The sequence below is a fragment of the Serratia sp. SSNIH1 genome, assembly GCF_002935055.1.
Classification (GTDB): domain Bacteria; phylum Pseudomonadota; class Gammaproteobacteria; order Enterobacterales; family Enterobacteriaceae; genus Serratia; species Serratia nevei.
The window spans coordinates 4,760,313-4,785,753 of sequence record NZ_CP026383.1; the positions used below are offsets into that span (position 1 = coordinate 4,760,313).

Genomic DNA, 25,441 nt, shown 5'->3' on the forward strand with positions numbered 1-25,441 from the left:
TTATGACTCACCTCTTTTCAGCGCGGCAGCGCCAGCGCAGGGTTCAAATGACACACTGTATGGCAACGCCGTCGCAATATAATTCCATCAGCCGGGGATCTGTCTGCAAGGGTGCCCAGGCCGCAAGCCTATAGAGTAACAATTTGACATACACGCCGGGAAGGCGCTTTGCTGCGGAAAACGTAATAAAGCGCAAAATGCCAAAAAAAGCGCACCCCGGCGCCACGGCGCGAATAACAGTTTGCAAAGCCCGCCGCCTCTTTTACCATGGGTTCAATACCCTTCAGGTAAGCTAAACGTTGAGCAGGAACTTACTATGGCGCATAACATTCCATTCCCACCCCGTCAGCCCTCCGCTTCCACCCATCTGCCCCTGACGCTGATCTCGCTGGAAGATTGGGCGCTGGTGACGTTAAACGGGCCGGACACGGTGAAGTATCTCCAGGGCCAGGTGACGGCGGACATCGACGCGCTGGCGGCCGATCGGCACGTGCTGTGCGCCCACTGCGACGCCAAGGGCAAAATGTGGAGCAACCTGCGTCTGTTCCACCGTGGTGAAGGCTTCGCCTATCTGGAACGCCGCAGCGTGCTGGACAGCCAACTGGCTGAAATCAAAAAATACGCGGTGTTCTCCAAAGTCACCATCGCCGCCGATAACGATGCGGTGTTGCTGGGCGTCGCCGGTTTCCAGGCGCGCGCCGCGTTGGCGGGCCGGTTCGCTACGCTGCCGGATGCCGAACACCCGGTGGTGCAGGACGGCGAGACCACGATTCTGCACTTCAATGCGCCGGCGGAACGTTTTCTGCTGGTGACCCGCCCTGCCGTGGCCGAACAGCTGATCGGCAAGCTGCATGACCAGGCGGAGCTGAATGACAGCGGCCAATGGCTGGCGCTGGAGATCGAAGCCGGCTATCCGGTTATCGACGCCGCCAACAGCGCGCAGCTGATCCCGCAGGCCACCAACCTGCAGGCGCTGGAAGGCATCAGCTTCAGCAAGGGCTGCTATACCGGTCAGGAGATGGTGGCGCGCGCCAAATTCCGCGGCGCCAACAAGCGTGCGCTCTACTGGCTGGAAGGTAAGGCGGCCCGCGCCCCGCAGGCGGCGGAAGATCTGGAGCTGCAGCTGGGTGAAAACTGGCGCCGCACCGGCACCGTACTGGCGTCGAGCCAACTGGCCGACGGCACGCTGTGGGTACAGGTGGTGATGAACAACGATTTGGACGCCGACAGCAAGCTGCGGGTGCGCGACGATGCCGCCAGCCAGCTGGCGATCAAACCCTTGCCGTACTCGCTGGCCGAAGAGAAATAATCCATCGGCCGCAGGCGCCCTGCCTGCGGCCGTCTTCGTTACTCGTCCAACTCCCCGTCGCGCTGCACCAGATAGATCAGCACCAGGATGATGGTGATGAAAAAGCGAAACGCATCGGGCACGCCGTTCCATTGTTTCGACATCCACATGCCGAACCACTCTCCCCCAATCGACATAAAGCCGACCTGCCAGGTGAGGAAACCCAGCGTCAGCCCCACTACCGCCAGTTTTTTCCGGCCGTTGAAGGCTTTAGCGGGCAGTTTCAGGCCGCTCAACAGACGCAGACCGCCGATCCAGCACAGCAGCGCGGTCAGGCTCTCCAGCGCAATGATGAAAATATAGCCGGCGTGATGCAGCCACGGCGTTTGTATAGAACGGTAGCCGATGGTGGCGTCGGGGAAAATGGTGTCCATCATAAAGACGTGGCGCACGAAGGCGAAGTTGGAGCCGTAATCGGTGATATTGCCGAAGGCCACCAGCGAAGCGAACAAAGCGATAGCGCAGACCAGCAGCGCTTTGGATAAGCGAACGATCATCGTGATGAGTCCTGAACAAAGTTAAGAGAAAGAGTATGCGGGCTCAGAAATGAAAGAACGGGCTTGCTGGATACCCGAAAGAAGCAAGCGCCTCTTTTTTAAAACAAAAGAGGCGCCTGTTCAATACGCATTCAGACGTAGCGGCAACGCTTAGACGTACAGGTAGATCGCCATGAAATGGCAGGCGCTGCCGCCGAGCACAAAGGCGTGCCAGATGGCGTGGCCAAAGCGGATGCGCTTGGAGGCGTAGAAAATCACCCCCAGGGTATAGACCACCCCGCCTATCGCCAGCAGCGTGACGCCGCCGGCCTCCAGCCGCGTAACCAGCTGATAAATCACGATCAGCGACAGCCAGCCCATCGTCAGGTAGGTCACCAGCGACAGGGCTTCAAAACGGTGGGCGAAGGCCAGCTTGAACAGCACGCCCAGCAGCGCCAACCCCCAGATTACCGCCATCAGGCCCTTCGCCAGCGGCGAATCCAGCCCCACCAGCAAAAACGGGGTATAAGTCCCGGCAATCAGGAGATAAATGGCGCAGTGGTCAAATTTTTTCAGCCAATGCTTGGCCTTCTGATGCGGAATCGCATGGTACAACGTGGAAGCGAGAAACAGCAGGATCATGCTGCCGCCGTACAGGCTGTAACTGGTGATGGCCGTCGCATCCGCGCCGGTATTCACCGCCTGCACCAGCAGCAACACCAGGCCGACGATACCGAACACCAGCCCGATGCCGTGGCTGATGCTGTTGGCGATCTCTTCCGCCCACGGATAAGCCGCGGCGACAATCTTATTGTTCCCGGCTTTCACTACGTCCGTTTTCCCCATAACGCGTAACCCCTCAAAATGCCCTGCTTTGTGCGAAATTAACGCAAAGCAGCTTAACTGAGAATAATTCCAGTGTACACGTGTACGCTAAAATAAAAATGTGAACGCGTGTAACCATCGAAATCGCCCGTCCGGTGGTCTACAATCGTCAGGCTTCAACCCACCCACCTTGAGGTTTACACCATGTCATCCGCTGTACCCGCGTTAGATTTCGGCTCAATGACCCAGGTCATCCAGTTCCTGATGGAAATCGATAAGTTGAAAGGCGTGCAACGCCGCACCAAAGTGCTGGGTACCCAGCGCCAGGAAAACTCCGCCGAACACAGTTGGCATTTCGCCATCGCCGCCATGAGCCTGGCGCCCTACGCCGGTGATGACGTAGACATTCAGCGCGTGATCCAGATGGCGCTGCTGCATGACATCGTGGAAATCGACGCCGGCGACGTGCTGGTCTACGATCTGGCGGCCCGCGCGGCAATCCACGATCAGGAAGTGGCGGCGGCGCGCCGTCTGTTCGGCATGTTGCCGGAGGCTCAGCGCGAGTATTTCACCGCTTTATGGCAGGAATATGAAGATGGCGAAAGCGCCGATGCGCGCTTCGCTTTGCTGCTGGATCGCACCATGCCGATGCTGATGAACCTGCACAATGAAGGCCAGAGCTGGGTAGAGAACGGCATCAGCCTGGAGCAGGTGCTGGCGCGCAATGCATCGATCGCCGACGTGCACCCCGAGCTGTGGCACCACATGGAGCAACACCTGCGGGATGCGCAGCGCAAAGGCTGGTTGAAGTAAGTGAACCGGGCTGCCGCAGCAGCCCTTCAACGTCAAGCGAACGCCCGCTGGCGTTCCAACGCCTCCTCATAGCTCGGCATCGATCCCGCCGCCCCGGCGCGCTCCACGCAGACCGCCGCATAGGCGGCGGCGAAGCGCACCGCATCGGCTAACGGCACCTGATTCGCCAGCTGCGCCGCCAGGGCGCCGTTAAACGCATCGCCCGCGCCGGTGGTGTCTTTCGGCTGCGCTGGAAACGCCGGGATCAGCTCGCTGTTTTCCCCGTCCGAGAACAACGCCCCCTGCGTGCCCAAGGTCACGATCAGTAAGCGAATGCCTTTGGCATGCAGCACCTGCGCCGCCTGGCGCGCCGAAGCCACATCCCGCACCGGCACGCCGGTCAGCAACGTACACTCGGTGGCGTTGGGCGTCAGCATATCGACCTGTGCCAGCAGGCTGTCCGGCACCGGCTGAAACGGCGCCGGGTTGAGGATGATGAACGTCTGCGCCTCGCGGGCGATGGCGATCACCTGCTCAATCGCCGGCAGATTGTTCTCCAGCTGGGTCAACAGAATGTCCGCCGCGGCGATCGCCGGGCGGCACTGGCGCACCTCGTCTTCGCTGACCGTCAGGTTGGCGCCGGGATCGACGGCGATCATGTTCTCCGCCTCCTCGCCGGCAACGTAGATAAGCGCATTGCCGGTCGGGCAATCGCCGGTCGAGAACAGCGTCACCGCATCGAAACCGGCGGTGGCGAGGTGGCGCCGGGCGAAGGTGCCGAAGTCATCGCGCCCCACCTTGCCGATATAATGCACCCTTGCCCCGGCGCGCAGCGCAGCGGTGGCCTGGTTGGCGCCCTTACCGCCCGCGCCCATCATGCTGTTGCGGGCGATCAGCGATTCACCGGGCTGCGGAAAGCGCGCCATGCCGGCGACGATATCCAGGTTGAACGAACCGAACACGCAGACTTTGCCTTTCATTGCGGGTACTCCCTGCTCAATTGGAGGTGGCGCCGGGCGGCCAGGCAGGCGCCTTTGCTGCCGGTTTCATCGGTCAGGCGGCTGATGGAGATCGCCAGCCCCTGCGCCGGCTGCGGCCCGCGCAAATGGCGGCGGATCGCTTGCTCAAGGCGCGCCAACGGGAAACCGCTCATGGCGATCACGCCGCCGCCCAGGATCAGCTGCTGGGGATCGAGCACGTTCATTTCGATGGCGATGGTCTGCGCCAATCGTTCGACGAAGCGCCGCAGATCCGGATGTTCGCCGTGGCGTTCGAACAGCCGTTCGAACGGCGTTTGCGCCGCGTTGGCGCGCGCCCAGCCGGTCAGCCAGTGACCGGAGGTCAGGCTCTCGACGCAGCCCCGTTTACCGCACGGGCACTCGCCCTGATGGCCCGGCCAGGGAATGTGCCCCAGCTCACCGGCGGCACCGTGCGCCCCGTGATAAAAGTCGCCGTTCAGCCACAGGCTGTTGCCCATGCCGGTGCCCAGATACAGCCCCACCGCCACCTGCGGCAGCGCCGGCAGCTGCTGCAAGTCCCACCACAGCAGGTGATTGACGTCTTTATCCATCCGCACCGGCAGCGCCAGCGCATCGGCCAACAGCGCCGCCACCGGCTGGGCGTCCAGCGCCGGAATGAACGGCAGCGACAGCACCCGCGAACGATCGCGGCTGAGGATCCCCGGCAGCCCGAGCATCACCTGCGCCACCTGACGATCCTTGCAATGCCCGGCGATCAGGCGGCCCAACGCCACCAACGGATCGGCCTGCCGTGCCCAATCGGCGGTCGCTACCTTGCGGTACCCGCTGAACTCGCCGTCATCATCCATCAACAGCAGGCGGGTATTGGTGCCGCCGACGTCTACGCCAAGAAAATGCCGCATCATGTCCCCCGCCTCAGGCCGCCTGCCGCATCTGATCCAGCATTTTTTCCCATGCCGTCTCCAGATCCGGATCGAGGTTGAACAGCCCGGAGCTGCCGACGATCAAGACTTCCGCGCCGGCGCCCATCAGATCGCGGTAGGTGCGCTGATTACAGGATCCGTCGATCTCGATCAGATAGCTCAGGTTTTGTTGGCGTTTCAGATCGCGCAACTGGCGGATCTTTTCCAGCATTTCGGGAATGAACGGCTGCCCGGCATAGCCCGGATCGACGGTCATCACGGTGATCTTGTCCAGCAGATGAAGGTAGTGGCGGATAAACTCCACCGGCGTGGCCGGGTTCAGCACCACCCCCACTTTTTTGCCCAGCGCGCGGATCTGGTTGATCACGCGGAACGCATCGCGGTTGATGGTTTCGGCGTGCGGGCAGATAAAGTCCGCGCCGGCGCGGGCGATCGGGTCGATAAAATCGGTCGGGTTCTCCACCATCAGATGCACGTCCAGCAGCAACGAGGTGTGCGGGCGGATCTGTTCGATAAAGAACGGCGACAGCGTGATGTTTTTCACGTAGTGCCCGTCCATGATGTCGATATGCAGCATATCGGCGCGGCGGTTCAGCACCGCCAATTGCTGCCGGATATCCATCAGGTTCATGCACATCAGTGAAGGCGAAATCTGGTATTTCATTAGCGTTATCCTGCGCAAAAGGGAAAAGGATCAGTGGCCCGCTGCGGCTCTGGCCTGGGCCGCGCTGCGGCGCATCGCCCGCCGCTGCCGATAGCGATGGCGGAAAAACTTCAGCGCCAGCACGGCGATCAGCACCGCGCCCCACATCGCCAGGCTGAAATGCGGGCTGACGTTCATCAGGTTCAAACCGGTGGCGATCACCTGCAGCACCACCAGCGCCAGGACCACGCCGCTGACCCGGCCAAAACCGCCGAACGGATCGGTACCGCCCAAAATGATCGCCAGCACCGTCAGCAGCAGATAAGAGTCGCCGTAGCCCATGCGCGCCGAGTTGAAGCGCGCCATCATCACCAGCCCGGCGATCACGCACAGCAGGCTGGAGAGGGTGTAAATGGCGATTAGCACCCGATGGGTATTCACGCCGCTGAAGTGGGTGGCGTTGATGTTGCTGCCACTCATGTAGATGCATTTGCCGAGCCGGGTTTTCTGCAAGAACAGCGCCAGCAGCACGGCAACCGCCAGGAAGATCCACAGCGGTACCGGCACGCCCAGCACGCGCTCGGCGCCGATAAACCGCACGATCTCCGGCATGCCGCTCAGGGCCGCACCGCGCGTCAGGTAGATGCCGATGCCGTTAACCGTGGTCATGGTCGCCAGCGTCACCAGAATCGGATGCGCGCCGACGTAGGCCACCAACGCGCCGGTCACTGCGCCGATCATCACGGCCAGCAGCATCGCCGCCGCCAGCGCCAACACCAGCCACAGCGCCTGCAGCCCCAGCCCGGCGTCCGGCGGCAGATAGCTGATGAACAGCCAGGCCATCAGCAGGCTGGTCAGGTTGGCGCTGGCGATAATGCACAGGTTCAGGCCGCCGCTGAGGATCGGAATGAACATCGCCAGGGTCAGCAGGCCCAGCTCCGGCAGCTGGAACGCCACGCTGGTGAAGGTGGCGCCGCTGAAGAAGCGCCCCGGCATCAGCAGGCTGAAGGCCAGCACCACCGCCACCAGCAGCGCCAACAGGCCGACGGCGGTGCCGTCCGGACGAAATTTCAGGTAGTTGCCCATCAGGCGCTCCTCAGGCGAAACCGACGTCGGTTTCTTTGCGTTTCTTGTAGTGGGTGACGGTAATCGCCGCGACGATCACCAGGCCGATCACCACGTTCATGAAGTAGCTGGACACGCCGATCAGGTTGAGGCCGTTTTTCAGTACGCCGATCAGGAATACGCCCATCAGCGTGCCGATCACGCTGCCCTTGCCGCCGTTCAGGCTGGCGCCGCCCAGCACCGCCGCCGCCAGTACGTCGAGCTCACCGCCCACCAGCGCGTTGGGCACCACCTCCCCCATGCGGTACACCTGCACCAGGCCGCCGATCGCCGCCATCACGCCCAGATAGCCATAGGCGAACAGGTGCAGCAGGCCGACGCGGATGCCGATGCGCCGCGCCGACTCCGCATCGCCGCCGACGGCAAACAGCTGACGCCCGAGGTGCGTCTTGTTCAGCAGCAGCCAGGTCAGCAGCGCCACCGCCAGCATCACCAGCGTCGGCAAACCGAGCTGATAGCTCTGTTCACCCAGCTGGAACGGCAGCACGCTGCGCGGCAGCGTCCACCAATCCGGCAGCGCGTACAGGCTGCGGCCGTTGGTCAGCCACATCAGCATGCCGAACAACAACGCCTGCATACTGATGGTGACGATGATCGAGACGATGCGCAGGCAGTAGATCAACAGCGCGTTGACCATGCCCAGCGCGGCGCCGATCGCCAACGCCAGCAGAATGCAGCCCGCCGGGCTGCCCAGCCCGTAGTGGGCCGCCAGCGTGGCGATCAGGTACTGCACCACCGAGGCCACCGCCGCGAAAGAGATATCGATACCGCCGGTCACCAGCACCACGAACAGGCCGAGGGCGAAAATGCCGCTCACCGCATAGCTTTCGCTGAGATCGAGCAGGTTTTGCACCGTCAAAAACCGATCGCTGAGCAGCGAAAAAACGATGACCGTCAGCAACAGTACCCAGGCCAGGTAGCCTTCGTTGCCGCGCGGTTTCAGGTTGAATCTACGCATTGACCGCCTCCGCCAGCTGTTGCTGGCTCACCTGCCCCGGCAGGTATTCGCCGATCACGCTGCCGCCGCTGAAGTGCAGCACCCGATCGCAGTTGTAATACACCTCCGGCACCTCGTCGGAGATCAGTAAAATGGCGATCCCCTCCTGCGCCAGCAGATGGATCAGTTGGTAAATGCTGGCCTTGGCGCCAACGTCGACGCCGACGGTCGGCGAGTCGAGGATCAGGATCCGCGGCTGAGTCAGCACCCACTTGGCTAACACGATCTTTTGCTGGTTGCCGCCGGACAGCGTCGAAACCGCCTGGTCCGGATCCGCCACCCGCACGCCGAGTTTGGCGATCCACTCCGCGACGATGCGATTCTTGCGGTAGTCGTCAATCAGGCGAAAACGCCCGCGCAGCTTATCGAGAATGGTCAGCACCGCGTTGTCCGCCACCGACTGTTGCTGCACCAGGCCGAGCGTCAGGCGATCCTCCGAGACGTAGCCGATGCCGGCCTTGATCGCGTCCTCATGGCCGCGAAAGCGCACCGGTTTGCTGTCGAGGTAGAGCTTGCCGCTATCCGGTCGGGTCATACCGAACAGGCTCAGCGCCAGCTCGGTGCGCCCGGAGCCGAGCAGCCCGCATAGACCGAGCACCTCGCCCTGATGCAGCCGGAAGCTCACGTCCTGATACTGCCCGGTGCGGCAGAGGCGATCCGCCTCCAACATCACCCGATCCTTATTCATGCTCGGCGACTTCAGGCGATAGTCCAGCTTCAGACCGGTCATCAGCTCGGTCAGACGATCGCCGGTGATCTCCGCCGCCGGCCAGGTGCCGATCTTGTTGCCGTCGCGGATCACCGTGACGCGATCCGAAATCTCCAGCACCTCGTCCAGACGGTGGCTGACGAACACCACGCAGATGCCTTTCGCTTTCAGGTAATCCACCGTGCGCAGCAGCTGATTAACCTCGGTGCGGGTCAGCGAGGCGGTCGGTTCATCCATGATCACCAGCCGCGCCTCCGCCACCAGCGCGCGGCAGATCGCCACCTGCTGGCGCTGGGCGATCGGCAGCTCCGCCACCCGTTTGTCGAGATCCAGATGGAAACTCAGCTCCTGCAGCAGCCGCTCGGCGGTGCGCCGCAGCCGGGCCGGGCGGTACCATCCCAGCAGCCCATGCAGGTTGTGCTCGAAGGCGATGTTTTCCGCCACCGTCAGGTTGGGAAACAGCGACAAATCCTGGTAGATCACCTGAATGCCGAAGGCGCGCGCCTGATCCGGCGACAGCCGACCGAAGGTTTGCCCGTCGATGGTGATGCGGCTGCCGTCGTCCGGTTGATACACGCCGGCGATCGCTTTGATCAACGTACTCTTGCCGCAGCCGTTGGTACCCGCCAGGCAGTGCACTTCCCCCGGCATCAGCGCCAGCGAGATAGCGTTCAGCGCTCGCTGGCCGCCAAAGGTCATCGACAGCTGCTGCAGCGCGATCAGCGGCGCGCCCTGCGTTGCCGTATTGCCGGAAATCGCCATGATTACAGCCCCATCTTCACCAGCTTCGGCAGGTTTTGCTTATCCAGGCTTTCGGTGACATTGCCGAGAATGGTGTGCTGCTGCGCATCCACCTGCACCTTGCCCATGCCTTCGATGGTCATGCCGTCGGTGATTTTTTCTCCCTTATGCATCATGTCGGCGATGCGCACGAACACTTCGCCCGCCACCAGCGGATTCCAGATATAGCCACCCTTGATGGCGCCACGGTTGACCAGCGAAGCGCCCTGGCCCGGGCTGAACGGCCCGATGACGCAAATATCGTTGCTTTTGCCGCGGTTGAGCACCGCGCGTCCGGCGCCGATCGGCCCCTGTGAACCAAAGGCCAGCACGCCTTTCAGATCGGGATATTTGGCCATCAGATCGTTGGTAGTGCGCACGCTGTCATCCAGCGATTCGCCCACGCCGAACTTGTCGCCCACCAGCTGCATGTTCGGGTAGTGCTGCTTCTGGTAGTTGATCGCCGAGTCTGACCAGGTGATGTGCAGCGGCACCGTCAGGCTGCCGACGTACACCGCGTACTTGCCCTGCTCTTTCATGCAGGCGGCCAGCGCTTTCATGTGGTTGACGCCGTGCTGCGAGGCGTCCACCAGCTCAAAGTCCCAGTCGGCGTACTTTTGGCCGGGGGATTCGTGCACGATCACCTTGATGCCCGCTTCCTGAGCGCGCTTGAGCACCGGCTCCAGCACCCGGGCGTCGTTCGGCACCACGCCGATGATGTCCACCTTCTGCGCGATCAGATCTTCGATGGCGCGCACCTGCAGCGCCGGATCCGCCGCCGTCGGTCCGACCATCCAGGCATCGATGCCGCGTTTGGCGCCCTCGCTTTTGATGCCGGCCTCCATGGCGTTGAACCAGGGAATGCCGCCGATCTTCACCACCACGCCCATTTTCAGCTTGTCCGCCGCCTGCGCGGAGACCGAAAGCAGCAGCGAGGCAAACAGACCGACCAGTACGGATTTTTTCATTGTTCTCTCTCCACAAGTGTTGGCTGTAATAAGGGTTTTCGTTGTTGTTATCGCGCCGCCCTTTTCGCGGCGGGTAAAACTTCAATCACGTCGACATTGTTCCAGGCCAGTTCCTGACGAAATTCGTCGTCGCTGAGCCGATCGGTGATTAAGGTATCTATCTCCCGGTAGTGGCAGATGCGCGCGAACGAGCGGCGGCCGAACTTGTTGCTGTCTACCAGCAGGAACTTGCGCTCCGACGCCAGCAGCATCTGCTGCTTCAACCGCGCATGGTGCTCGTTGCTCTCGCGGATGCCGCCGTCCTGGCAGATGCCGTGGCAGGAGAAGAACAGCTTGTTGATCACAAACTCCTTCAACATCTGCTCCGCCAGCACGCCGATAAAATCCTCGTACTTGGCGGAATACTCGCCCCCCAGTCCGATGGTGCGCACGTTGGCCTTGCAGGCCAGCGTCTGGATGATGTGCAGCGAGTTGGTCAATACCACCAGCGAGATATCCGGCAGTTGGCGCGCCAAAAACCAGCTGGTGGAGCTGCTGTCCAGCAGCAGACAATCCCCCGGCGCGATAAATTCCAGCGCGCGTTTGGCGATGCGTGTTTTCTGCTCCGGCGCCTCGTTGCTGCGCTGGCGGAAAGATTCCCCCTGGTCTATCTCGGCGGGCACATAGGTTTTCTCCACCGCCGGCGGCTCGACGAACACCGCGCCGCCGTGGCTGCGCAGCAGCAGGCCGCGCCGTTCCAGCAAGGCCAGATCACGCCGCGCCGTCTCGATAGAGATGTGGCACAGCTGCGCCACCTCCTGCACCATCACGCGGCCGCGCTGGCTCAAGACTTCGGTGATAAAGCGATGACGTTCTACAGGCAGCATGTTTCTTTTCTCCTCCAGGACGATGATTACGATATCGATTTGCCGCGCCGCGTTTTGCGCGCAGACGCAAAGCGCATCGCCCCGCGATCGGTCAACGATGGCGGTGTGATAGTTGTCAAAAAAATCGGGCAGGAAATGAAATGAATAATTACGAAATTGTGGAGTAACAGGCAGTTATGATGCGTGTGCGTCTTAGACAGACAGGAGAGAAACGGTAAACGGTCACAATTCCACGCTCCGCGACCTGACCGTTAATGACCGTTTTTGTGGTTTTGACCGAACGCCGGACCCCAAATAGCCCGGCGTTCTATTTACAGCGGCTTATGCGCCGTTTCCCGCGCCGCCCACACCGCCCAAAGCGTGATAAGCAGAGCCAACGCAACATAGGCGGAAATCGCCAGCGTGCTGTCGTAAGATTTAAACAAAGAAGTGATGATCAGCGGGGCAAAGCCGCCACCGATAATCCCCGCCAAGGTATAGGCTAACGAAGATCCCGCATAACGCACCCGTGTCGGGAACTGTTCCGTGATGAATGCCGCCTGTGGCCCATACATCGCCGCATGGATCAACAGCCCAATCACCACAGCCATGCAGATCAACACCGGTTGACTGCTGTCGAGCAGGACGAAGAACGCAAACGCCCACACTATCGCCGCCAATGCACCGCCGATATACACCGGACGACGGCCGAAGCGATCCGACAACGAGCCAAACAACGGTACTGCGACGGCGTTGCCTATCGCCCCCAACATGGTGGCTCCCAGCGCCAGCGGGCGCGGCAGATTAAGCACGGTGGTGACGTAGGTCAACGTGAACACAACCACCAACGCATAGAGCACGTCAGAACCAATACGCGATCCGCCTGCGATCAGCAGTGGACGCATGTGCTGCGTGAAGACTTCGCGGATCGGCGACTGCGTAACATCTTTCGACGCCTCCAGTTGTAAAAATGCCGGCGTCTCACCCACACCCCGGCGCAGCCACAAACCGAAGATGACCAGCACCAGACTCAACAGGAACGGAATCCGCCAGCCCCATTGCTGAAAATCGTCCGCCGACATCGCCAACGTTACCAGCGTAATGAGGCCTGTGCCGATCAACGAACCGCAGGACGGCCCTACCTGAGCAAAAGACGCGTTGCGCCCGCGCTGATGCGGCTTACCGTGTTCCATCGACAACAGTACCGCACCAGCCCATTCTCCGCCCAGCGCAATGCCCTGAATAAAGCGCAACGTCACCAGCAGCAGTGGGCTCCAAATCCCCCAGCTGGCGTAGCCGGGCAGTAATCCCATCAGCGCCGTGGTCACGCCCATGATCACCAGCGTGGTGACCAGTACAAAGCGCCGCCCCAACACATCGCCAAGGTGGCCGAATACGATGCCACCGATCGGCCGGGAAACATAACCCACCGCGTAAGTGGAGAAAGCCAGAATCGTGCCCACCAGCGGATCAAACGATGGGAAGAATACATGGTTGAAAATCAACGCGGCCATGATGTTGTAGACGGTGAAATCGTACCATTCCAACGCCGTGCCGATCGAGCTGGCCGCCGCCAGTTTGCCGGTATTGGGCGGTGCGGCGGCACTTTCTGCGGCCGGTGTGGCAGCCTGTGCCGTTTCAGTAGTGTATGCATTCATGATGTCAACTCCTGTGCGGTCAGTTGCCAGCCAAGGACATAGTGCCAGGCATCGGCGGCGGACATGTTCAGCGCTTCAGCGGCCTGCTCGCTTAAACGCAGGCCGGCTTCGGCGTCGCTGCTTTCGATCAATAGCATCGGCAGCATTCGGCGGTTTTCTCGCGATTCTTTCGGCAGCGGGGAACTGAGTTCGGCATCCGGCGTCAATAGGCTGCTGCGCACGAATCCGTGCTGTTCAGCCAGCTGCGCGCCCAGTTGCAAAATGCGGGCATGCAGCGCTTCCGATACCGCCGACGGCAGCACGAAGATACAGAGATGGCTGCCGCACCCTTGGCCAGTGACCGCCTCCACCGCACACACTCGGCGTATTGGATCACGCATTTTCTCCAGACTGGCCACCGACCATGGCGTTTGGTGTTGAAACGCGGCGCGATAGGCTTCGGAAGTGAAACTGGCCAACGATTCGGTTTTATACAACCCCAAATATTGACGCCCCCCCTGCAATGCCCGATAGCGTGTGCCGGATAAAAAGCCGGGCACCCGCACTCGCTCCTCCACATGTTCGCGGTCATACCAGCGATTGAAATCCGCATCATCCTGCGTGGCGACATCCGTCGCGACAAACAGCATTCCGTTCTGGGAATCATTCATGGATATTCTCCTGGTCATCTCAAAAGGCAGGCCTGCGCCCACCGGAAAATCACGCGTCGGCGAGGCAGCGCTCGATCGCCAGCGCCCACCCTAACAACGCCTCATCACGCATCGGCAAGCCCGCCAGCATCAGACCGACCGGCGCCTCTCCTGGCTGTTGGCAAGGCAAGGACAGCGCGCAACCGTCGAGGAAATTGATGATCGCGGGATTGCGCAGCATCAGTCCGTTGCAACGGAAGTAGGCATCATCCGCCGCCAGCTCGCCGATAGTTGGCGCAATCATCGGCACGGCCGGCATCAGCACAGCGTCAAACCTCTGCAGCTCCGCCGTAACTCGCCGCTGCCAGTCGGCGCGTTGTCGCTGCAACAGCTGCAGATCGGCGTCGCCCAAGGATGCGCCGCGACGAATGCGCGACAGTACCCTTGGGTCATAGCCATCAGCCCGTTCAGCGATCAACGCTTGATGCCAACGCCAGGACTCCAGCGCGGTGAAACCGCCATCGGCATTGATCGCCGCCAGCTCGGCGAACGCCGTGGCGGGGATAAATTCAATACGTGCGCCAGCCTGACTCAGGCATTGCAGGCTGCGCTGGAACGCCCCGGCGACTTCCGGCTGCAGTTCATCCAGCACCACCGCTTGCGGCACGGCAAAATGCGCCTGCGCCAACGTTTTTTGCGGCACCCGTAGCGGACAGTCGGCAATCAGTGCATCCAGCGCAATACAGCTGGCGACGTCATGAGCAATCACGCCTATCGAATCCAGCGAAGGCGACAGCGGCAGTAAGCCAGCGTCATTGATACGCCGTGCAGTGGGTTTATAACCGGTCAACCCGCACAGCGCGGCGGGAATACGTACCGACCCGCCGGTATCGCTGCCAATCGCGCCCAGGCACATGCCGTCGGCCACCGCCACCGCCGCACCGGAAGAGGAGCCGCCGGGAATACGCGCCGCCTGGCGCTCCCAAGGATTGGCCGGCGTCCCGTAATGCGGATTGATGCCCAGACCGGAATAGGCGAACTCCGTCATCGTCGTTTTGCCAACCACCACCGCGCCGGCTTGCAACAGCCGTTCCACTACCGCAGCGTGTTTTTCAGCGGCTGGCGCGTCCGCCAATACGCGGGAACCGGCCGTGGTCACCTCACCGGCCACGTCAAACAGATCCTTGACCGAGATCGGCACGCCATCCAGCGCCGACAGAGGCGAGCCGGCGGCGCGTCGCCTATCGGAGGCCTGCGCTTGCCGTTGCGCCCACTCGGTGTATGTTCGCGTAAACGCGCGTCCCCCCTCCCCCCGCTCATCGACGATCTGCGCCAAAGCGGCGGCGGTGAGTTGCACTGCGGTGAACTCACCGCTAGCCAGTCCGGCGGTGGCCTGCATCAAAGTCAGCTTTTTCATTACGCCACCACCGGTAATTCGATGCTGCGGTAGCAATGACTGATGGTTCGCCCAAGCACCTCGTCTACCAGTTCCATACGAAACTCGCCGGCCGGTCGAATGCCGCCGATCGCCGCCACCGTGCCGCAAGTCATCGCCAACCCATCGGGCGTTTGCGGCTGCGCCAACCCGCACTCCGGCGGCTGCATACCGGTGAAGTAACGTTCCAGCAAATCACCGGGCGTACGCAACGCGGCAAGGCAGCCCTGTTGATACAATCGCCATTCGCTCTCTTCCCTGATCCACGAACGCAAGATCAAACTGTCCCAATGTTCCAGTACCTCCTGCAGCGGCCAGGCGGCTCGTGCCACCGGTTTAACGCAGATCTGTTTCGACAGCGCTACGCTGTGCGCTTCGAGTTGACGATCGGTGTGATCGGACGCCAATGACACGAACAGTTCGCCGCGGTGGGCAAAAATCAGCGGCTCCACTTCGCCGGACGTCGCGTTGCCAATGACTTCAATGGTCTCTTGCTGGCTCAACTGATTGGCCGCAACGCGGTAAAACAGGGGGATTGCACTGGGCTGGGGCACACCCAGCTCGGCCAATTCACGAATATGGTGCAAGATCGCTTCGCGATCGCGTCCGGTCCAACCGGCGATCACTAGATGATCAATCTCAACATTCAACGTCGCCGCGCCGCAGGATTCAGGTAAAGTGAAGGTCAGTCTCATGGTCGTTTCGCCCCTTTTGTTAAAACACTGTGAAATTTCACTATATCTTTAGTTACCAAATAAGCGATTTCCATGCCATGTTTTTGTGTACTATGTCTAAAAACTTTCTTCTTGCAGGAGCAAAACGTGAAGACTGTTGACGCAGAAAGCCCGCAGCGCCCGATGACGGAAGAAGCCGGCGTGTCACTGAACGAGCTGGCCTACCGGCGTTTCAAACAGGCGCTGGTCACACTCAGCTACAAGCCGGGCGAATATCTCAATACCGCGCAGGTGATGAACGATCTGGATATGGGCAGAACGCCGATCAATCAGGCAATTCACCGCTTGGCCAACGAGGGGTTATTGCAGATCATCCCGCGCAAAGGCGTGATGGTTTCACCGTTGTCGATGGACGATGCGTTGGAATTGATCGAAGTAAGGCTGGCTAACGAGATGCTGTGTATGCGGCTGGCAAGCCAGAAGATTACCGAGAGGCAAATCGCGATGCTGACCGAACTCAATCGGCAAATCGAAGCCGCGAGCCAGGAGCGAGATAGAGTGCGCATGATGACACTCGATCATGAATTTCACCAGGAACTGGCGCAGATCGCCGGCAATAACATGCTGGCGGATATCCTGAGTGTACTGCACGCCAGAGCGCAGCGTTTTTGGGCTAGCACCCTGTCGCGAGAAGGGCATATGCGCGAAGTGATCGACGAACACCGGGCAATTATCGCCGCGCTGGCCGCACAAGACAGCGCCGCCGCCGCCGCCGCCGCGCAGGCGCATATCCTGTCGTTCCGCAGCGCGCTGCTGCACGACGGGTAACCCCGCGGCGCATGATATTACCGGGAATAGCTATGATGACCCTGTTCTGCCGATGGGCAGGAGATAAACGGTAAACGGTCACATTTCACGCTCCGCGGAATGACCGTTTTTATAGTTTTGACCGAGCTCCGTCGAGAGGTGGCCGACGTTGGTAGGCGTTGCCCTAAAAAAACTGCAAAAAAATCCGGTGAGAACCTCACCGGACCGTTACCCGTCTGACACGACTTATTCCTCGTGCTCATGCTCTTTCAACATGCCTCACGCAACACGGCGTTCAGGCGTTTCTGATAGCCTTTGCCTGGCCGCTGAAGCCAGGCCAACACATCCGCATCGATTCGGATGGTTTTCGATACTTTCATCGGTTTATAAAAACGCGCCTGCACCGCAGTCTGCCACTTTTCCTCACCCAGGGCCGGGGCATCGGCATAATCGATATCCTCATCCGGCAGCGCGCTCAACGAAGCAATTTGCGCTTTCTGCTCCTCCGTCAACGGAGGGAGTACGCTATGCGCCAGATTTTTGGCTGAATTTTTGCGCTTCATATCTTCCCCTCTCTTTGGCATCGGCCTTGCGTGCTGAAATGATACGCACGATCTCTACTGTATCGCCTTCGACATCCGTTTCGATCGTCGTGCAGCAACAAACAGGAGCCGACCGTACCGAGCGTTTGCCAGCGTTCTTCTCCGCCCTCGATCCTCTCCAGCACGGCCAAATGGTTGGGATCCAGAAAAATCCGTTGCGCAATCTCAAAACTGACGCGGTGTTTGCGCTGGTTGCTGTGATTTTTATCCTGATTCCATTCAAAATAAACATACATTTTTGTAACTACATTTTGATTGTTATTTAATCAAAACACACTCCGCACGACGGGATGTCAACCCCCCCTCATGCATTCAACGCCCGCCTGCGGCCTCGATAAAAGTGCCGGTCACGTAAGACGCGGCGTCAGACAGCAGCCAAGCGATCGCCTCCGCCACTTCCTGCGGCTGCCCGCCGCGCTGCATCGGCAAACTGCCCTTCACGCGATCCACCCGGCCGGGCTCGCCGCCGCTGGCGTGCATCTCGGTATAGATGAATCCGGGCCGCACGCCGTTGACGCGGATGCCCTGCGCCGCCACCTCGCGCGATAACCCGATGGTCAGGGTATCGACGGCGCCTTTCGAGGCGGCGTAATCGACGTATTCCCCGGCAGCCCCCAACCGGGACGCCGCGGAGGAAACGTTGACGATAGCGCCGCCCTGCCCGCCATGGCGCAGCGCCATGCGCTTCACCGCCTCGCGGCAACACAGGAAGTAACCGGTCACGTTGGTGCCGAGCACCTGATTGATGCGCTCGGCGGTCAACTGTTCAATGTTCGCCTGCTGGAACAGAATCCCGGCATTGTTGACCAGCGCGCTGAGCGTGCCCAGCCCGGCGTCCAGCGCAGCGAACATCGCCATCACCTGTGCTTCATCGGCCACGTCGGCCTGCAGCGCCAGCGCCTTACCGCCCTGCGCCTCAATCTCCGCCACCACCTGCCGCGCCGCGCTTTCGTCGCGCAGGTAATTCACCCCCACCGCATAGCCCTGGCGGGCCAGCAGCAAAGCGACCGCACGACCAATTCCCCGGCTCGCGCCTGTGACCAATGCCACTTTCGTCATATTGTTTTTCTCTGGTTGGCGATATCAACACAGCGGCCTGCGCACAGGCGCCCCATTTGCCCGTCAGAGTATAGAGACGCGCTCTAAAAAACGCTTTAAAGCTGAGCCAGGCGGCGCAGCTGCTTTTTAATGCGCGCTTTGACACAGCCGTAGGCGTCCGGCGTGGTCACCTGATGCACCCGTTGCAAGCCGGCAGCATGCAGGCCGCTATGGCCATGGCTCTGGGCGTCGCCGCGAAAAGACAGCATCAACAGAACGAGCACGGCCGCCACGCCTGAATATATCAGCCGCCGCGAGGTGCCCGCGAGCGGGGAACCGTCAGTCTGCATGTTTCGCTCCTTCTGTTGTGATATCGAATGGCAGCAAAATAACTGAAATTCCCCCGCGTTCCCTTAACGCGAGATTAAAGCCAGATTAAGGTTTGCTTAAGAACGCGCAGGCAAAGCGATTTTCCCCGTTGTCTTCCCGGCAGGGTTATAGTTAGATAATCGCGACTTGAGGATCTCAACGGAACAAACGTGAACATACTGTTGGTGGAAGACGACCTGCAATTAGGCAAGGCGCTATGCCGCGCATTGGAGCTCACCGGCTTTAATTTGTGCTGGGTGCGCCTGCTCTCGGACGCAGAAAATAAACTTTCACCCGGCGGGTTCGACCTGATGCTGTTGGATCTTACGCTGCCGGACGGCGACGGTTTGCAAAAGCTGATCGCCTGGCGCGCCGCCGGGCAAAATATCCCCATCATCATCCTGACCGCCCGCGACCGCATCGAAAGCCTGGTGAACAGCCTGGATTCCGGCGCGGACGACTTTCTGGCCAAACCCTTTGCGCTGCCCGAGCTCATCTCGCGCGTCAAGGCGGTCAACCGGCGCATGGCGGGCTTCGCTTCGCAAACCTGGAGCCTCGGCACGCTGTATCTCGACCCGGTCAACCATCAGGTGACGCTGGATAACGAACTGCTGATGCTGTCGAAAAAAGAGTATCACCTGCTGCACGAGCTGATGCGCTGTGCCGGCACCGTGGTGCGCAAAGCGGTGTTGGAACAGCGGCTGTTCGGCCACGGCGACAGCGTGGAAAGCAACTCGCTGGAAGTGCACATGCATAATTTACGGCGCAAGATCGGTAAAGAAAGAATTATTACCGTACGCGGCATTGGTTATTTGCTGAAGAAAGAGTAGCAGGATGATCGGTTTCAAGTCCTTCTTTATGCGCACCATTATTTTCCAGGTCCTGGCCATTTTATTATTGTGGGGGCTCCTCGTCGCCTGGGTGAAATATTGGTATTACCCCGACATGGAAAAATACTTCGATAACCAGCAACGCATCGTCGCCGTGGGTATCGCCAATATTCTCGATGAAACCGGCACCGACAATATCGATTACCGCGGCATCATCAAAACCATTGAAGGCATGTACATTGATTCCATCAATAACGGCATGCAGGATCAAATCGATTACCGCCCGCTGTTTGTGGTTTACGACCGGGACAACCGGGTGCTTTACAGTTCGCAAACGCAGGGAGAACCGCTGCGCCTGCCGCCTTCGGTGCTGTCCGGTTCCGTTAAGTACGCCGGCGCCAACTGGCATCTTGCCGGCAGCTGGAGCGAAAAGCGGCAGTATCGGGTGATTGTCGGCGAATCCTTCGCCGATCGTTCCACGCTGTTCGGCAACCCGGCGGAAAGCACCGCCGTGCCGCTGCTGGGCATTCTGGCGGCGATCATCATCACCTTGCTGTTTACCGCCTACTTCAGCCTGCGGCCGCTGCGCCAGATCGCCCGCACCATCTCAGATCGCCAGCCGGGTAACCTGTCGCCGATCAACGTCAGCGAGCAGTATCAGGAAATCCGGCCGGTGGTGGTGGAGGTCAACAAGCTGATGGCGCGCATCGACGCCGCCAACCAGCGCGAAAAACGCTTTATGGCCGATGCGGCGCACGAACTGCGTACGCCGATCGCCGCTGTGCTGGCGCAGCTGCATCTGCTGACCCAGGTCAGCGAGCAGCAGGAGCGCCGGGAAATCATCGGCGACATGCAGCAGGGGCTGGATCGTGCGGCGTCGCTGTCGCGCCAGCTGATCAACCTGGCCAAGCTGGAGGCGGAGGATTTTCCGCTGAAAATCGAGGCGGTGGACATCTACGCCGACATTGGCAAATGCATCGCGCAGCACGTCCCCTATGCGTTGGAAAAGGATGTGGAACTCTCGCTCGACGGCAGCGAGGACGTGGTGATAAACACCGATCGCCAAGCGCTGATCGCCATCTTCACCAACCTGCTGGACAACGCGCTCAAGTATGCGCCGCCCGGCAGCCGCATCGAAGCCAATGTCCGTTCGCTGGCGCCGCTCGGCTGCTATATTACGTTGCGCGACAACGGCCCCGGAGTGAGCGAAGAGCACCTTCCGCGCCTGTTTGAACGCTTTTACCGCGTGCCCGGCACGCAGCAGACCGGCAGCGGGCTGGGTTTGGCCATCGCCCGGAACCTGGCCGACAAAATCGGCGCGCAGCTGCGCGTTACCGAAGGCCTCGACGATCGCGGCATCGGTTTTATTATCGATTTGCCGGAAAGTTACCGGCCACAGACGGAGAGTGAACAACGATCATGAGCGCCCCTGTTCTGCTGCAACGGCAGCAACTCGACCGCCTATGGGATATCGACCGCAGTGAAATCATCGACACCCTGTATCGCCTGCAGGACGGCAAGCTGCAAGCCTACCCGGATTACTACGACGTGCGCGGTTGGGATCCGCACGACCGGGAAACCTATACGCCGATCCACGAAGCCTGCTTCGATCGCGGCGGCGCGTTCTTCGCGCGGTTCGAAGGCGAGGAGATCGTCGCGGCAGCGGCGCTGGACACAGAGCCGCGCGGCCCGCAGCGGGATCTGCGCCAGCTGCTGTTCTTTTACGTCAGCGCGCGCAAACGCGGCCAGGGGCTGGGCAAGCAACTGTTTCAACTCTGCCTGCGTCAGGCGGCACAAGAAGGCGCTGCTGGGCTATACGTCTCCTCCATCCCCAACAAAAGCACCGTAGACTTCTATCTGGCGCAGGGCTGCCGGCTCATCGAGCGCCCTGATGCCGAGCTGTTCGCCCGCGAGCCGGAGGATATTCACCTGGTCTGCCCTTGCCGTTAAAGACAAGGGCCTAACGGGCGATGCGTATCACCGAACGCACGTCGCTTTTCTTGTTCAGATCCCACACTTCGGCTATCTCCGCCAACGCATGCTCCTGCGTCTCGATAGTGAGCGCGCCCGTCGCCGCCAGCGCCAGAATGTCGGTCGCGTAGCGCTGCATCTCCGGAATCGGCGGGAAGTTGCCGGTGCCGCTGCCGAGGATCTGCAGCTGATTGCTGCGCAATACCGCCGCCGGCAACCGAATATCCGCCGCGGCCATCGAGCCGACGTTGACCAGGCGAATACCGCGCCCGCCGGCGTAAGACGAGAGATCGTGATTATTGAGCGTCGCGAGCAGCGCTTCGGTCGCCGGGCCCCAGATATAATCGACGATCACCTGATAACCGCCCGGCCCCGCCGCCGCCGCGAAGGCCTGCGTCAGCGCCTCGCCCTGCAGGCTCAGATCCACCGTGGCATCCACGCCCAACGCCTCCAGTACGCTCAGCCGACGGCCGGCGGCAACGATGCGCCCGGCTCCCGCCTGACGCGCCGCCGCAACCGCCAGTTTGCCCGAGGTGCCGGTAGCGCCGATGATCAGCACCGTTTCACCGGGCTGCAGATCCGCTCGCCAGCGCAGCGGCAGCCAGGCGGCGAAGGCCGGGTTGATCAGCGCCGCCGCCGTGGCGTCGTCTACCGCCTCCGGCACCGGCACCGTCCATGACGCGACGCTGCGCTCAGCCATCGCGCCGTAAGGACGGCGGAAGGAGGCGAAATAGACCCGTTGCCCGTCGGCCGTCCGGCCCACGCCGTCGGTGCCGGGCACGATCGGCAGCTGCTTGGGGCTGGAGTAATGGGTACCGGCGACGGTAGCGCGATCCAGCTGTTTGATGCCGGCCGCCAGAACCTCGATCGGCACTTCATTCGCCTGCGCCAGGGGCTCCTCAAAGGTGCCGAAAACCGGAGCTTGCCCCAGCGCTGTTACGATTGCCGCTTGCATGGTGACTCCTCAAATCGTGGGAACGTACAGGAAAGAATAGGCCGTAATAAAATAAAAAGGGACACCGCATGATGCGGTGTCCCCCGAACACAAACTTTGCCGAACGTGTTATTCGTAATCGCTCATCGGCACGCAAGAGCAGAACAGGTTACGGTCGCCGTACACGTCGTCCAGACGCTTAACGCTCGGCCAGTACTTGTTCTCGCGCACGCCGGCCACCGGGAACACCGCCAGCTCGCGGCTGTACGGGTGCTGCCAGTCGCTGACCAGCTCCGCCTGCACGTGCGGCGCATTCACCAGCGGGTTGTCTTCCAACGGCCATTCGCCTTTGGCGACGCGGTCGATCTCACTGCGGATCGCCAGCATCGCATCGATAAAGCGATCCAGTTCCACCTTGCTTTCCGACTCGGTCGGCTCGACCATCAGCGTGCCCGCCACCGGGAACGACATGGTCGGCGCGTGGAAGCCGAAGTCGATCAGGCGCTTGGCGATGTCCATTTCGCTGATGCCGGTCTCTTCCTTCAGCGGACGAATATCGAGGATACATTCGTGCGCCACGCGGTGATCGCGGCCGGTATACAGAATCGGGTATGCGCCTTTCAGGCGGGTAGCGATGTAGTTGGCGTTCAGGATCGCCATCTGGCTGGCCTGCTTCAGGCCTTCCGCGCCCATCATGCGGATGTACATCCAGCTGATAGGCAGGATGGAGGCGCTGCCGAACGGCGCCGCGGAAACCGCGCCCTGCTGGGTGGTTACGCCGTCGATCTGCACGACGCTGTGGCCCGGCACGAACGGCGCCAGGTGCGCTTTCACGCCGATCGGGCCCATGCCCGGGCCGCCGCCGCCGTGCGGGATGCAGAAGGTTTTATGCAGGTTGAGGTGCGAAACGTCCGCGCCGATGTAACCTGGCGTGGTGATGCCCACCTGGGCGTTCATGTTGGCGCCGTCCAGATACACCTGACCGCCGAACTGATGCACGATCTGGCACACTTCGCGAATGGTTTCTTCATACACGCCGTGGGTCGACGGGTAGGTCACCATGATGCAAGAGAGTTCTTCGCCCGCCTGCTCTGCCTTGACGCGCAGATCGTGCAGATCGATGTTGCCGTTCTTGTCGCAGGCGACCACCACCACGCTCATGCCCGCCATTTGGGCGGAGGCCGGGTTGGTGCCATGCGCGGAGCTCGGGATCAGGCAGACGTGGCGGCCCGCTTCGTTACGGCTTTCGTGGTAGCGACGGATCGCCAGCAGGCCGGCGTATTCGCCCTGCGCGCCGGAGTTCGGCTGCATGCACACCGCGTCATAACCAGTCAGCTGTACCAGCCACTGAGACAGTTGGCCGATCATCTGCTGGTAGCCGGCAGCCTGCTCCGGCGGGCAGAACGGATGCAGCTCGGAGAATTCAGGCCAGGTGATCGGGATCATCTCCGCTGCAGCGTTCAATTTCATGGTGCAAGAGCCCAGCGGGATCATCGCCTGGTTCAGCGCCAGATCCTTACGTTCCAGACGGTGCATGTAACGCATCATCTCGGTTTCGCTGTGATAGCGATTGAATACCGGATGGGTCAGGATCGGATCCTGGCGCAGCATGGCGGCCGGGATCGATTGGCTGTTCTTGCTCACCGCCGCGTCCAGCGCGTCGATGTCCAGGCCGTGGTTGTCGCCGGCCAGCAGTGCGAACAGCGTTTGCACGTCTTCACGCGAGGTGGCTTCATCCAGCGTGATGCCCACGGCGCCGTGGATATCGGTGCGCAGGTTGATGCCGAAGCTCAGCGCGCGTTCCAGCACCGCCGCCTTGTCTTTCACTTCAACGGTCAGGGTGTCAAACCAGGTGTTGTGACGCAGCGTCAGGCCGGCCTTCTGCAGCCCGGCGGCCAGAATGTCGGTCAGGCGATGGATACGCCCGGCGATGCGCTGCAGCCCCTGCGGGCCGTGGTACACCGCGTACAGGCTGGCGATGTTGGCCAGCAGCACCTGCGAGGTACAGATATTCGAGTTGGCCTTCTCGCGGCGGATATGCTGCTCGCGGGTCTGCATCGCCATGCGCAGCGCGGTGTTGCCGGCGGCATCGCGGGAAACGCCGATGATGCGGCCCGGCATCGAGCGCTTGAACTCGTCGCGGCAGGCGAAGAAAGCGGCGTGCGGGCCGCCGTAGCCCATCGGCACGCCGAAGCGCTGCGCGGAGCCGAACACCACGTCGGCGCCCTGCTTGCCCGGCGCGGTCAGCAGCACCAGGGCCATGATGTCGGCGGCCACGCTGGTGATGATTTTGCGCGATTTCAATTCGGCCAGCAGCGCGCTGTAGTCGTGCAGCTCGCCGGTGGTGCCCACCTGTTGCAGCAGCACGCCGAACACGCCGTCCAGCTCCAGCACTTTTTCCGCTTTATCGACGATGACGTCGAAGCCGAAGGTTTCGGCGCGGGTCCGCACCACGTCCAGCGTCTGCGGATGCACGTCGTCAGCCACGAAGAAGCGATTGGCGTCTTTCAGCTTGCTGGCGCGTTTGGCCAAGGCCATCGCTTCGGCGGCGGCGGTGGCTTCATCCAGCAGCGAAGCGGAAGCCAGATCCAGGCCGGTCAGATCGAGGGTCACGGTCTGGAAGTTCAGCAGCGCTTCCAGGCGGCCCTGCGACACCTCCGGCTGATAAGGGGTATAAGCGGTGTACCAACCCGGATTTTCCAGCATGTTGCGCAGGATCACCGGCGGCGTCAGCACGGCGCTGTAGCCCATGCCGATATAGGATTTGTAGCGCTGATTTTGCGAGGCGATCGCCTTCAGCTCAGCCAGCGCCTGGTGTTCGGTCGCCGCGTCGCCGACCGGCGGCGGCCCCGGCAGCTGAATGTCCGCCGGCACGATCTGTTGGATCAGCGCGCTGAGCGAGCGAGCGCCCACCGCTGCCAGCAACTCCTGGCGTTGTTCCGCAGAAGAGCCGATGTGGCGTTCAATGAACGCTTCGCTGTGTTCGAGTTGGCTGAGTGTCTGAGTCATTGCTACAAATTCCTGAATGCTTGCGTGATACGGGATATAGCTTGAGCGGTAACTAAAACGCCCCGGCCAACAGG

General features: G+C 61.2%; 25 protein-coding genes and 1 pseudogene. 6 read left to right on the forward strand and 20 right to left on the reverse strand.

Annotated elements, in window-relative coordinates; all coding sequences use genetic code 11:
- Window positions 1-316: 316 nt before the first annotated feature.
- A complete protein-coding gene (gene ygfZ, locus C3F38_RS22935) occupies window positions 317-1,309 on the forward strand; it encodes a tRNA-modifying protein YgfZ (protein ID WP_047729922.1) in 993 nt (330 codons plus the stop codon).
- Window positions 1,310-1,347: 38 nt separating this feature from the next.
- Here the strand turns inward: ygfZ and C3F38_RS22940 are convergent, their stop codons facing one another.
- Together C3F38_RS22940 and C3F38_RS22945 are read right to left on the reverse strand one after the other, a co-directional pair.
- The gene (locus tag C3F38_RS22940) at window positions 1,348-1,845 is read right to left on the reverse strand and encodes a DUF2165 family protein (protein ID WP_038871226.1); all 498 of its coding nucleotides are present in this window, start codon (window positions 1,843-1,845) and stop codon (window positions 1,348-1,350) included.
- Window positions 1,846-1,995: 150 nt separating this feature from the next.
- On the reverse strand, window positions 1,996-2,670 hold the full coding sequence (locus C3F38_RS22945) for a hemolysin III family protein (RefSeq protein ID WP_038871224.1): 675 nt from the start codon (window positions 2,668-2,670) through the stop codon (window positions 1,996-1,998).
- A 183-nt stretch (window positions 2,671-2,853) separates the two neighbouring features.
- Here C3F38_RS22945 and C3F38_RS22950 point away from each other — a divergent pair, with 183 nt between their 5' ends.
- On the forward strand, window positions 2,854-3,462 hold the full coding sequence (locus C3F38_RS22950; RefSeq protein ID WP_025304127.1) for an HD family hydrolase: 609 nt from the start codon (window positions 2,854-2,856) through the stop codon (window positions 3,460-3,462).
- A 32-nt stretch (window positions 3,463-3,494) separates the two neighbouring features.
- Here the strand turns inward: C3F38_RS22950 and rbsK are convergent, their stop codons facing one another.
- From rbsK to C3F38_RS23010, 12 genes are all read right to left on the reverse strand, one after another.
- Complete coding sequence (gene rbsK / locus C3F38_RS22955) at window positions 3,495-4,421, reverse strand: ribokinase (RefSeq protein ID WP_047729921.1); 927 nt, start codon at window positions 4,419-4,421, stop codon at window positions 3,495-3,497.
- A complete protein-coding gene (alsK, locus tag C3F38_RS22960; RefSeq protein ID WP_047729920.1) occupies window positions 4,418-5,326 on the reverse strand; it encodes an allose kinase in 909 nt (302 codons plus the stop codon). Before alsK ends, rbsK begins: the two co-directional genes overlap by 4 nt.
- 10 nt (window positions 5,327-5,336) lie before the next feature.
- Window positions 5,337-6,008 carry a D-allulose 6-phosphate 3-epimerase gene (gene alsE / locus C3F38_RS22965; protein ID WP_033635837.1) on the reverse strand — a complete coding sequence of 224 codons (672 nt, stop codon included), beginning with the start codon at window positions 6,006-6,008 and terminating at the stop codon, window positions 5,337-5,339.
- A 30-nt stretch (window positions 6,009-6,038) separates the two neighbouring features.
- On the reverse strand, window positions 6,039-7,073 hold the full coding sequence (locus C3F38_RS22970; protein WP_047729918.1) for an ABC transporter permease: 1,035 nt from the start codon (window positions 7,071-7,073) through the stop codon (window positions 6,039-6,041).
- Between the two features lie 10 nt (window positions 7,074-7,083).
- A complete protein-coding gene (locus C3F38_RS22975; protein ID WP_055316658.1) occupies window positions 7,084-8,070 on the reverse strand; it encodes an ABC transporter permease in 987 nt (328 codons plus the stop codon).
- Window positions 8,063-9,580 carry a sugar ABC transporter ATP-binding protein gene (locus tag C3F38_RS22980; protein ID WP_047729916.1) on the reverse strand — a complete coding sequence of 506 codons (1,518 nt, stop codon included), beginning with the start codon at window positions 9,578-9,580 and terminating at the stop codon, window positions 8,063-8,065. The genes C3F38_RS22975 and C3F38_RS22980 overlap by 8 nt, the downstream gene beginning before the upstream one ends.
- A gap of 2 nt (window positions 9,581-9,582) precedes the next feature.
- A complete protein-coding gene (locus C3F38_RS22985) occupies window positions 9,583-10,566 on the reverse strand; it encodes a substrate-binding domain-containing protein (protein WP_047729915.1) in 984 nt (327 codons plus the stop codon).
- A gap of 47 nt (window positions 10,567-10,613) precedes the next feature.
- Entirely contained in the window at window positions 10,614-11,432 is an 819-nt protein-coding gene (locus tag C3F38_RS22990) for a DeoR/GlpR family DNA-binding transcription regulator (RefSeq protein ID WP_047729914.1), read from the reverse strand.
- A 311-nt stretch (window positions 11,433-11,743) separates the two neighbouring features.
- The gene (locus C3F38_RS22995; RefSeq protein ID WP_047729913.1) at window positions 11,744-13,069 is read right to left on the reverse strand and encodes an MFS transporter; all 1,326 of its coding nucleotides are present in this window, start codon (window positions 13,067-13,069) and stop codon (window positions 11,744-11,746) included.
- Complete coding sequence (locus C3F38_RS23000) at window positions 13,066-13,719, reverse strand: DUF4286 family protein (protein ID WP_055316657.1); 654 nt, start codon at window positions 13,717-13,719, stop codon at window positions 13,066-13,068. The genes C3F38_RS22995 and C3F38_RS23000 overlap by 4 nt, the downstream gene beginning before the upstream one ends.
- Window positions 13,720-13,768: 49 nt before the next feature.
- Window positions 13,769-15,115 carry an amidase gene (locus tag C3F38_RS23005; RefSeq protein WP_055316655.1) on the reverse strand — a complete coding sequence of 449 codons (1,347 nt, stop codon included), beginning with the start codon at window positions 15,113-15,115 and terminating at the stop codon, window positions 13,769-13,771.
- On the reverse strand, window positions 15,115-15,828 hold the full coding sequence (locus C3F38_RS23010; protein ID WP_047729910.1) for a DUF2848 domain-containing protein: 714 nt from the start codon (window positions 15,826-15,828) through the stop codon (window positions 15,115-15,117). The genes C3F38_RS23005 and C3F38_RS23010 overlap by 1 nt, the downstream gene beginning before the upstream one ends.
- A gap of 162 nt (window positions 15,829-15,990) precedes the next feature.
- Here C3F38_RS23010 and C3F38_RS23015 point away from each other — a divergent pair, with 162 nt between their 5' ends.
- A complete protein-coding gene (locus tag C3F38_RS23015; protein ID WP_170310519.1) occupies window positions 15,991-16,635 on the forward strand; it encodes a GntR family transcriptional regulator in 645 nt (214 codons plus the stop codon).
- A 248-nt stretch (window positions 16,636-16,883) separates the two neighbouring features.
- Here the strand turns inward: C3F38_RS23015 and C3F38_RS23020 are convergent, their stop codons facing one another.
- The 4 genes and pseudogenes from C3F38_RS23020 to C3F38_RS23035 all read right to left on the reverse strand — a co-directional run bounded on the left by C3F38_RS23020 (window position 16,884) and on the right by C3F38_RS23035 (window position 18,604).
- On the reverse strand, window positions 16,884-17,177 hold the full coding sequence (locus C3F38_RS23020) for a BrnA antitoxin family protein (RefSeq protein WP_055316653.1): 294 nt from the start codon (window positions 17,175-17,177) through the stop codon (window positions 16,884-16,886).
- Window positions 17,140-17,452: pseudogene (locus C3F38_RS23025) on the reverse strand (BrnT family toxin). The gene C3F38_RS23020 and the pseudogene C3F38_RS23025 overlap by 38 nt, the downstream one beginning before the upstream one ends.
- Window positions 17,453-17,528: 76 nt before the next feature.
- Entirely contained in the window at window positions 17,529-18,275 is a 747-nt protein-coding gene (locus tag C3F38_RS23030) for an SDR family oxidoreductase (protein WP_047729906.1), read from the reverse strand.
- Window positions 18,276-18,370: 95 nt separating this feature from the next.
- On the reverse strand, window positions 18,371-18,604 hold the full coding sequence (locus C3F38_RS23035; RefSeq protein ID WP_047729905.1) for a hypothetical protein: 234 nt from the start codon (window positions 18,602-18,604) through the stop codon (window positions 18,371-18,373).
- A gap of 189 nt (window positions 18,605-18,793) precedes the next feature.
- Between C3F38_RS23035 and C3F38_RS23040 the strand changes: the two genes are divergently transcribed.
- Genes C3F38_RS23040 through C3F38_RS23050 form a run of 3 tightly spaced genes read left to right on the forward strand, consistent with a single transcriptional unit; the run spans window position 18,794 to window position 21,403 of the window.
- Window positions 18,794-19,453, forward strand: coding sequence for a response regulator (locus C3F38_RS23040; RefSeq protein ID WP_047729904.1), 660 nt, complete (start codon window positions 18,794-18,796; stop codon window positions 19,451-19,453).
- A gap of 4 nt (window positions 19,454-19,457) precedes the next feature.
- Window positions 19,458-20,876: an ATP-binding protein gene (locus C3F38_RS23045; protein ID WP_047729903.1), complete on the forward strand. Its 1,419-nt coding sequence runs from the start codon at window positions 19,458-19,460 to the stop codon at window positions 20,874-20,876.
- Window positions 20,873-21,403, forward strand: a complete 531-nt coding sequence (locus C3F38_RS23050; RefSeq protein WP_038871183.1) for a GNAT family N-acetyltransferase — start codon at window positions 20,873-20,875, stop codon at window positions 21,401-21,403. The genes C3F38_RS23045 and C3F38_RS23050 overlap by 4 nt, the downstream gene beginning before the upstream one ends.
- A 10-nt stretch (window positions 21,404-21,413) precedes the next feature.
- On the opposite strand, the gene C3F38_RS23055 is transcribed toward C3F38_RS23050, so the two are convergent.
- Together C3F38_RS23055 and gcvP are read right to left on the reverse strand one after the other, a co-directional pair.
- Window positions 21,414-22,379 (reverse strand): zinc-binding alcohol dehydrogenase family protein, encoded by a 966-nt coding sequence (locus tag C3F38_RS23055; protein ID WP_047729902.1) that lies wholly within the window; start codon window positions 22,377-22,379, stop codon window positions 21,414-21,416.
- Between the two features lie 108 nt (window positions 22,380-22,487).
- Window positions 22,488-25,367 (reverse strand): aminomethyl-transferring glycine dehydrogenase, encoded by a 2,880-nt coding sequence (gene gcvP / locus C3F38_RS23060; protein WP_047729901.1) that lies wholly within the window; start codon window positions 25,365-25,367, stop codon window positions 22,488-22,490.
- Window positions 25,368-25,441 lie beyond the last annotated feature (74 nt).

What these genes read in the sequence shown, in the direction of transcription:
- alsK (WP_047729920.1), bottom strand. Translation starts at nt 5,326, where the DNA reads ATGATGCGGCATTTTCTTGGCGTAGACGTCGGCGGCACCAATACCCGC.
- C3F38_RS23020 (WP_055316653.1), bottom strand. Translation starts at nt 17,177, where the DNA reads ATGAAGCGCAAAAATTCAGCCAAAAATCTGGCGCATAGCGTACTCCCT.
- C3F38_RS23015 (WP_170310519.1), top strand. Translation starts at nt 15,991, where the DNA reads ATGACGGAAGAAGCCGGCGTGTCACTGAACGAGCTGGCCTACCGGCGT.
- C3F38_RS23005 (WP_055316655.1), bottom strand. Translation starts at nt 15,115, where the DNA reads ATGAAAAAGCTGACTTTGATGCAGGCCACCGCCGGACTGGCTAGCGGT.
- C3F38_RS22940 (WP_038871226.1), bottom strand. Translation starts at nt 1,845, where the DNA reads ATGATCGTTCGCTTATCCAAAGCGCTGCTGGTCTGCGCTATCGCTTTG.
- C3F38_RS23045 (WP_047729903.1), top strand. Translation starts at nt 19,458, where the DNA reads ATGATCGGTTTCAAGTCCTTCTTTATGCGCACCATTATTTTCCAGGTC.
- C3F38_RS22970 (WP_047729918.1), bottom strand. Translation starts at nt 7,073, where the DNA reads ATGGGCAACTACCTGAAATTTCGTCCGGACGGCACCGCCGTCGGCCTG.
- C3F38_RS23010 (WP_047729910.1), bottom strand. Translation starts at nt 15,828, where the DNA reads ATGAGACTGACCTTCACTTTACCTGAATCCTGCGGCGCGGCGACGTTG.
- alsE (WP_033635837.1), bottom strand. Translation starts at nt 6,008, where the DNA reads ATGAAATACCAGATTTCGCCTTCACTGATGTGCATGAACCTGATGGAT.
- C3F38_RS23035 (WP_047729905.1), bottom strand. Translation starts at nt 18,604, where the DNA reads ATGCAGACTGACGGTTCCCCGCTCGCGGGCACCTCGCGGCGGCTGATA.
- C3F38_RS22945 (WP_038871224.1), bottom strand. Translation starts at nt 2,670, where the DNA reads ATGGGGAAAACGGACGTAGTGAAAGCCGGGAACAATAAGATTGTCGCC.
- C3F38_RS22975 (WP_055316658.1), bottom strand. Translation starts at nt 8,070, where the DNA reads ATGCGTAGATTCAACCTGAAACCGCGCGGCAACGAAGGCTACCTGGCC.
- C3F38_RS22980 (WP_047729916.1), bottom strand. Translation starts at nt 9,580, where the DNA reads ATGGCGATTTCCGGCAATACGGCAACGCAGGGCGCGCCGCTGATCGCG.
- C3F38_RS22995 (WP_047729913.1), bottom strand. Translation starts at nt 13,069, where the DNA reads ATGAATGCATACACTACTGAAACGGCACAGGCTGCCACACCGGCCGCA.
- ygfZ (WP_047729922.1), top strand. Translation starts at nt 317, where the DNA reads ATGGCGCATAACATTCCATTCCCACCCCGTCAGCCCTCCGCTTCCACC.
- gcvP (WP_047729901.1), bottom strand. Translation starts at nt 25,367, where the DNA reads ATGACTCAGACACTCAGCCAACTCGAACACAGCGAAGCGTTCATTGAA.
- C3F38_RS23050 (WP_038871183.1), top strand. Translation starts at nt 20,873, where the DNA reads ATGAGCGCCCCTGTTCTGCTGCAACGGCAGCAACTCGACCGCCTATGG.
- C3F38_RS22990 (WP_047729914.1), bottom strand. Translation starts at nt 11,432, where the DNA reads ATGCTGCCTGTAGAACGTCATCGCTTTATCACCGAAGTCTTGAGCCAG.
- rbsK (WP_047729921.1), bottom strand. Translation starts at nt 4,421, where the DNA reads ATGAAAGGCAAAGTCTGCGTGTTCGGTTCGTTCAACCTGGATATCGTC.
- C3F38_RS23030 (WP_047729906.1), bottom strand. Translation starts at nt 18,275, where the DNA reads ATGACGAAAGTGGCATTGGTCACAGGCGCGAGCCGGGGAATTGGTCGT.
- C3F38_RS23000 (WP_055316657.1), bottom strand. Translation starts at nt 13,719, where the DNA reads ATGAATGATTCCCAGAACGGAATGCTGTTTGTCGCGACGGATGTCGCC.
- C3F38_RS22950 (WP_025304127.1), top strand. Translation starts at nt 2,854, where the DNA reads ATGTCATCCGCTGTACCCGCGTTAGATTTCGGCTCAATGACCCAGGTC.
- C3F38_RS22985 (WP_047729915.1), bottom strand. Translation starts at nt 10,566, where the DNA reads ATGAAAAAATCCGTACTGGTCGGTCTGTTTGCCTCGCTGCTGCTTTCG.
- C3F38_RS23055 (WP_047729902.1), bottom strand. Translation starts at nt 22,379, where the DNA reads ATGCAAGCGGCAATCGTAACAGCGCTGGGGCAAGCTCCGGTTTTCGGC.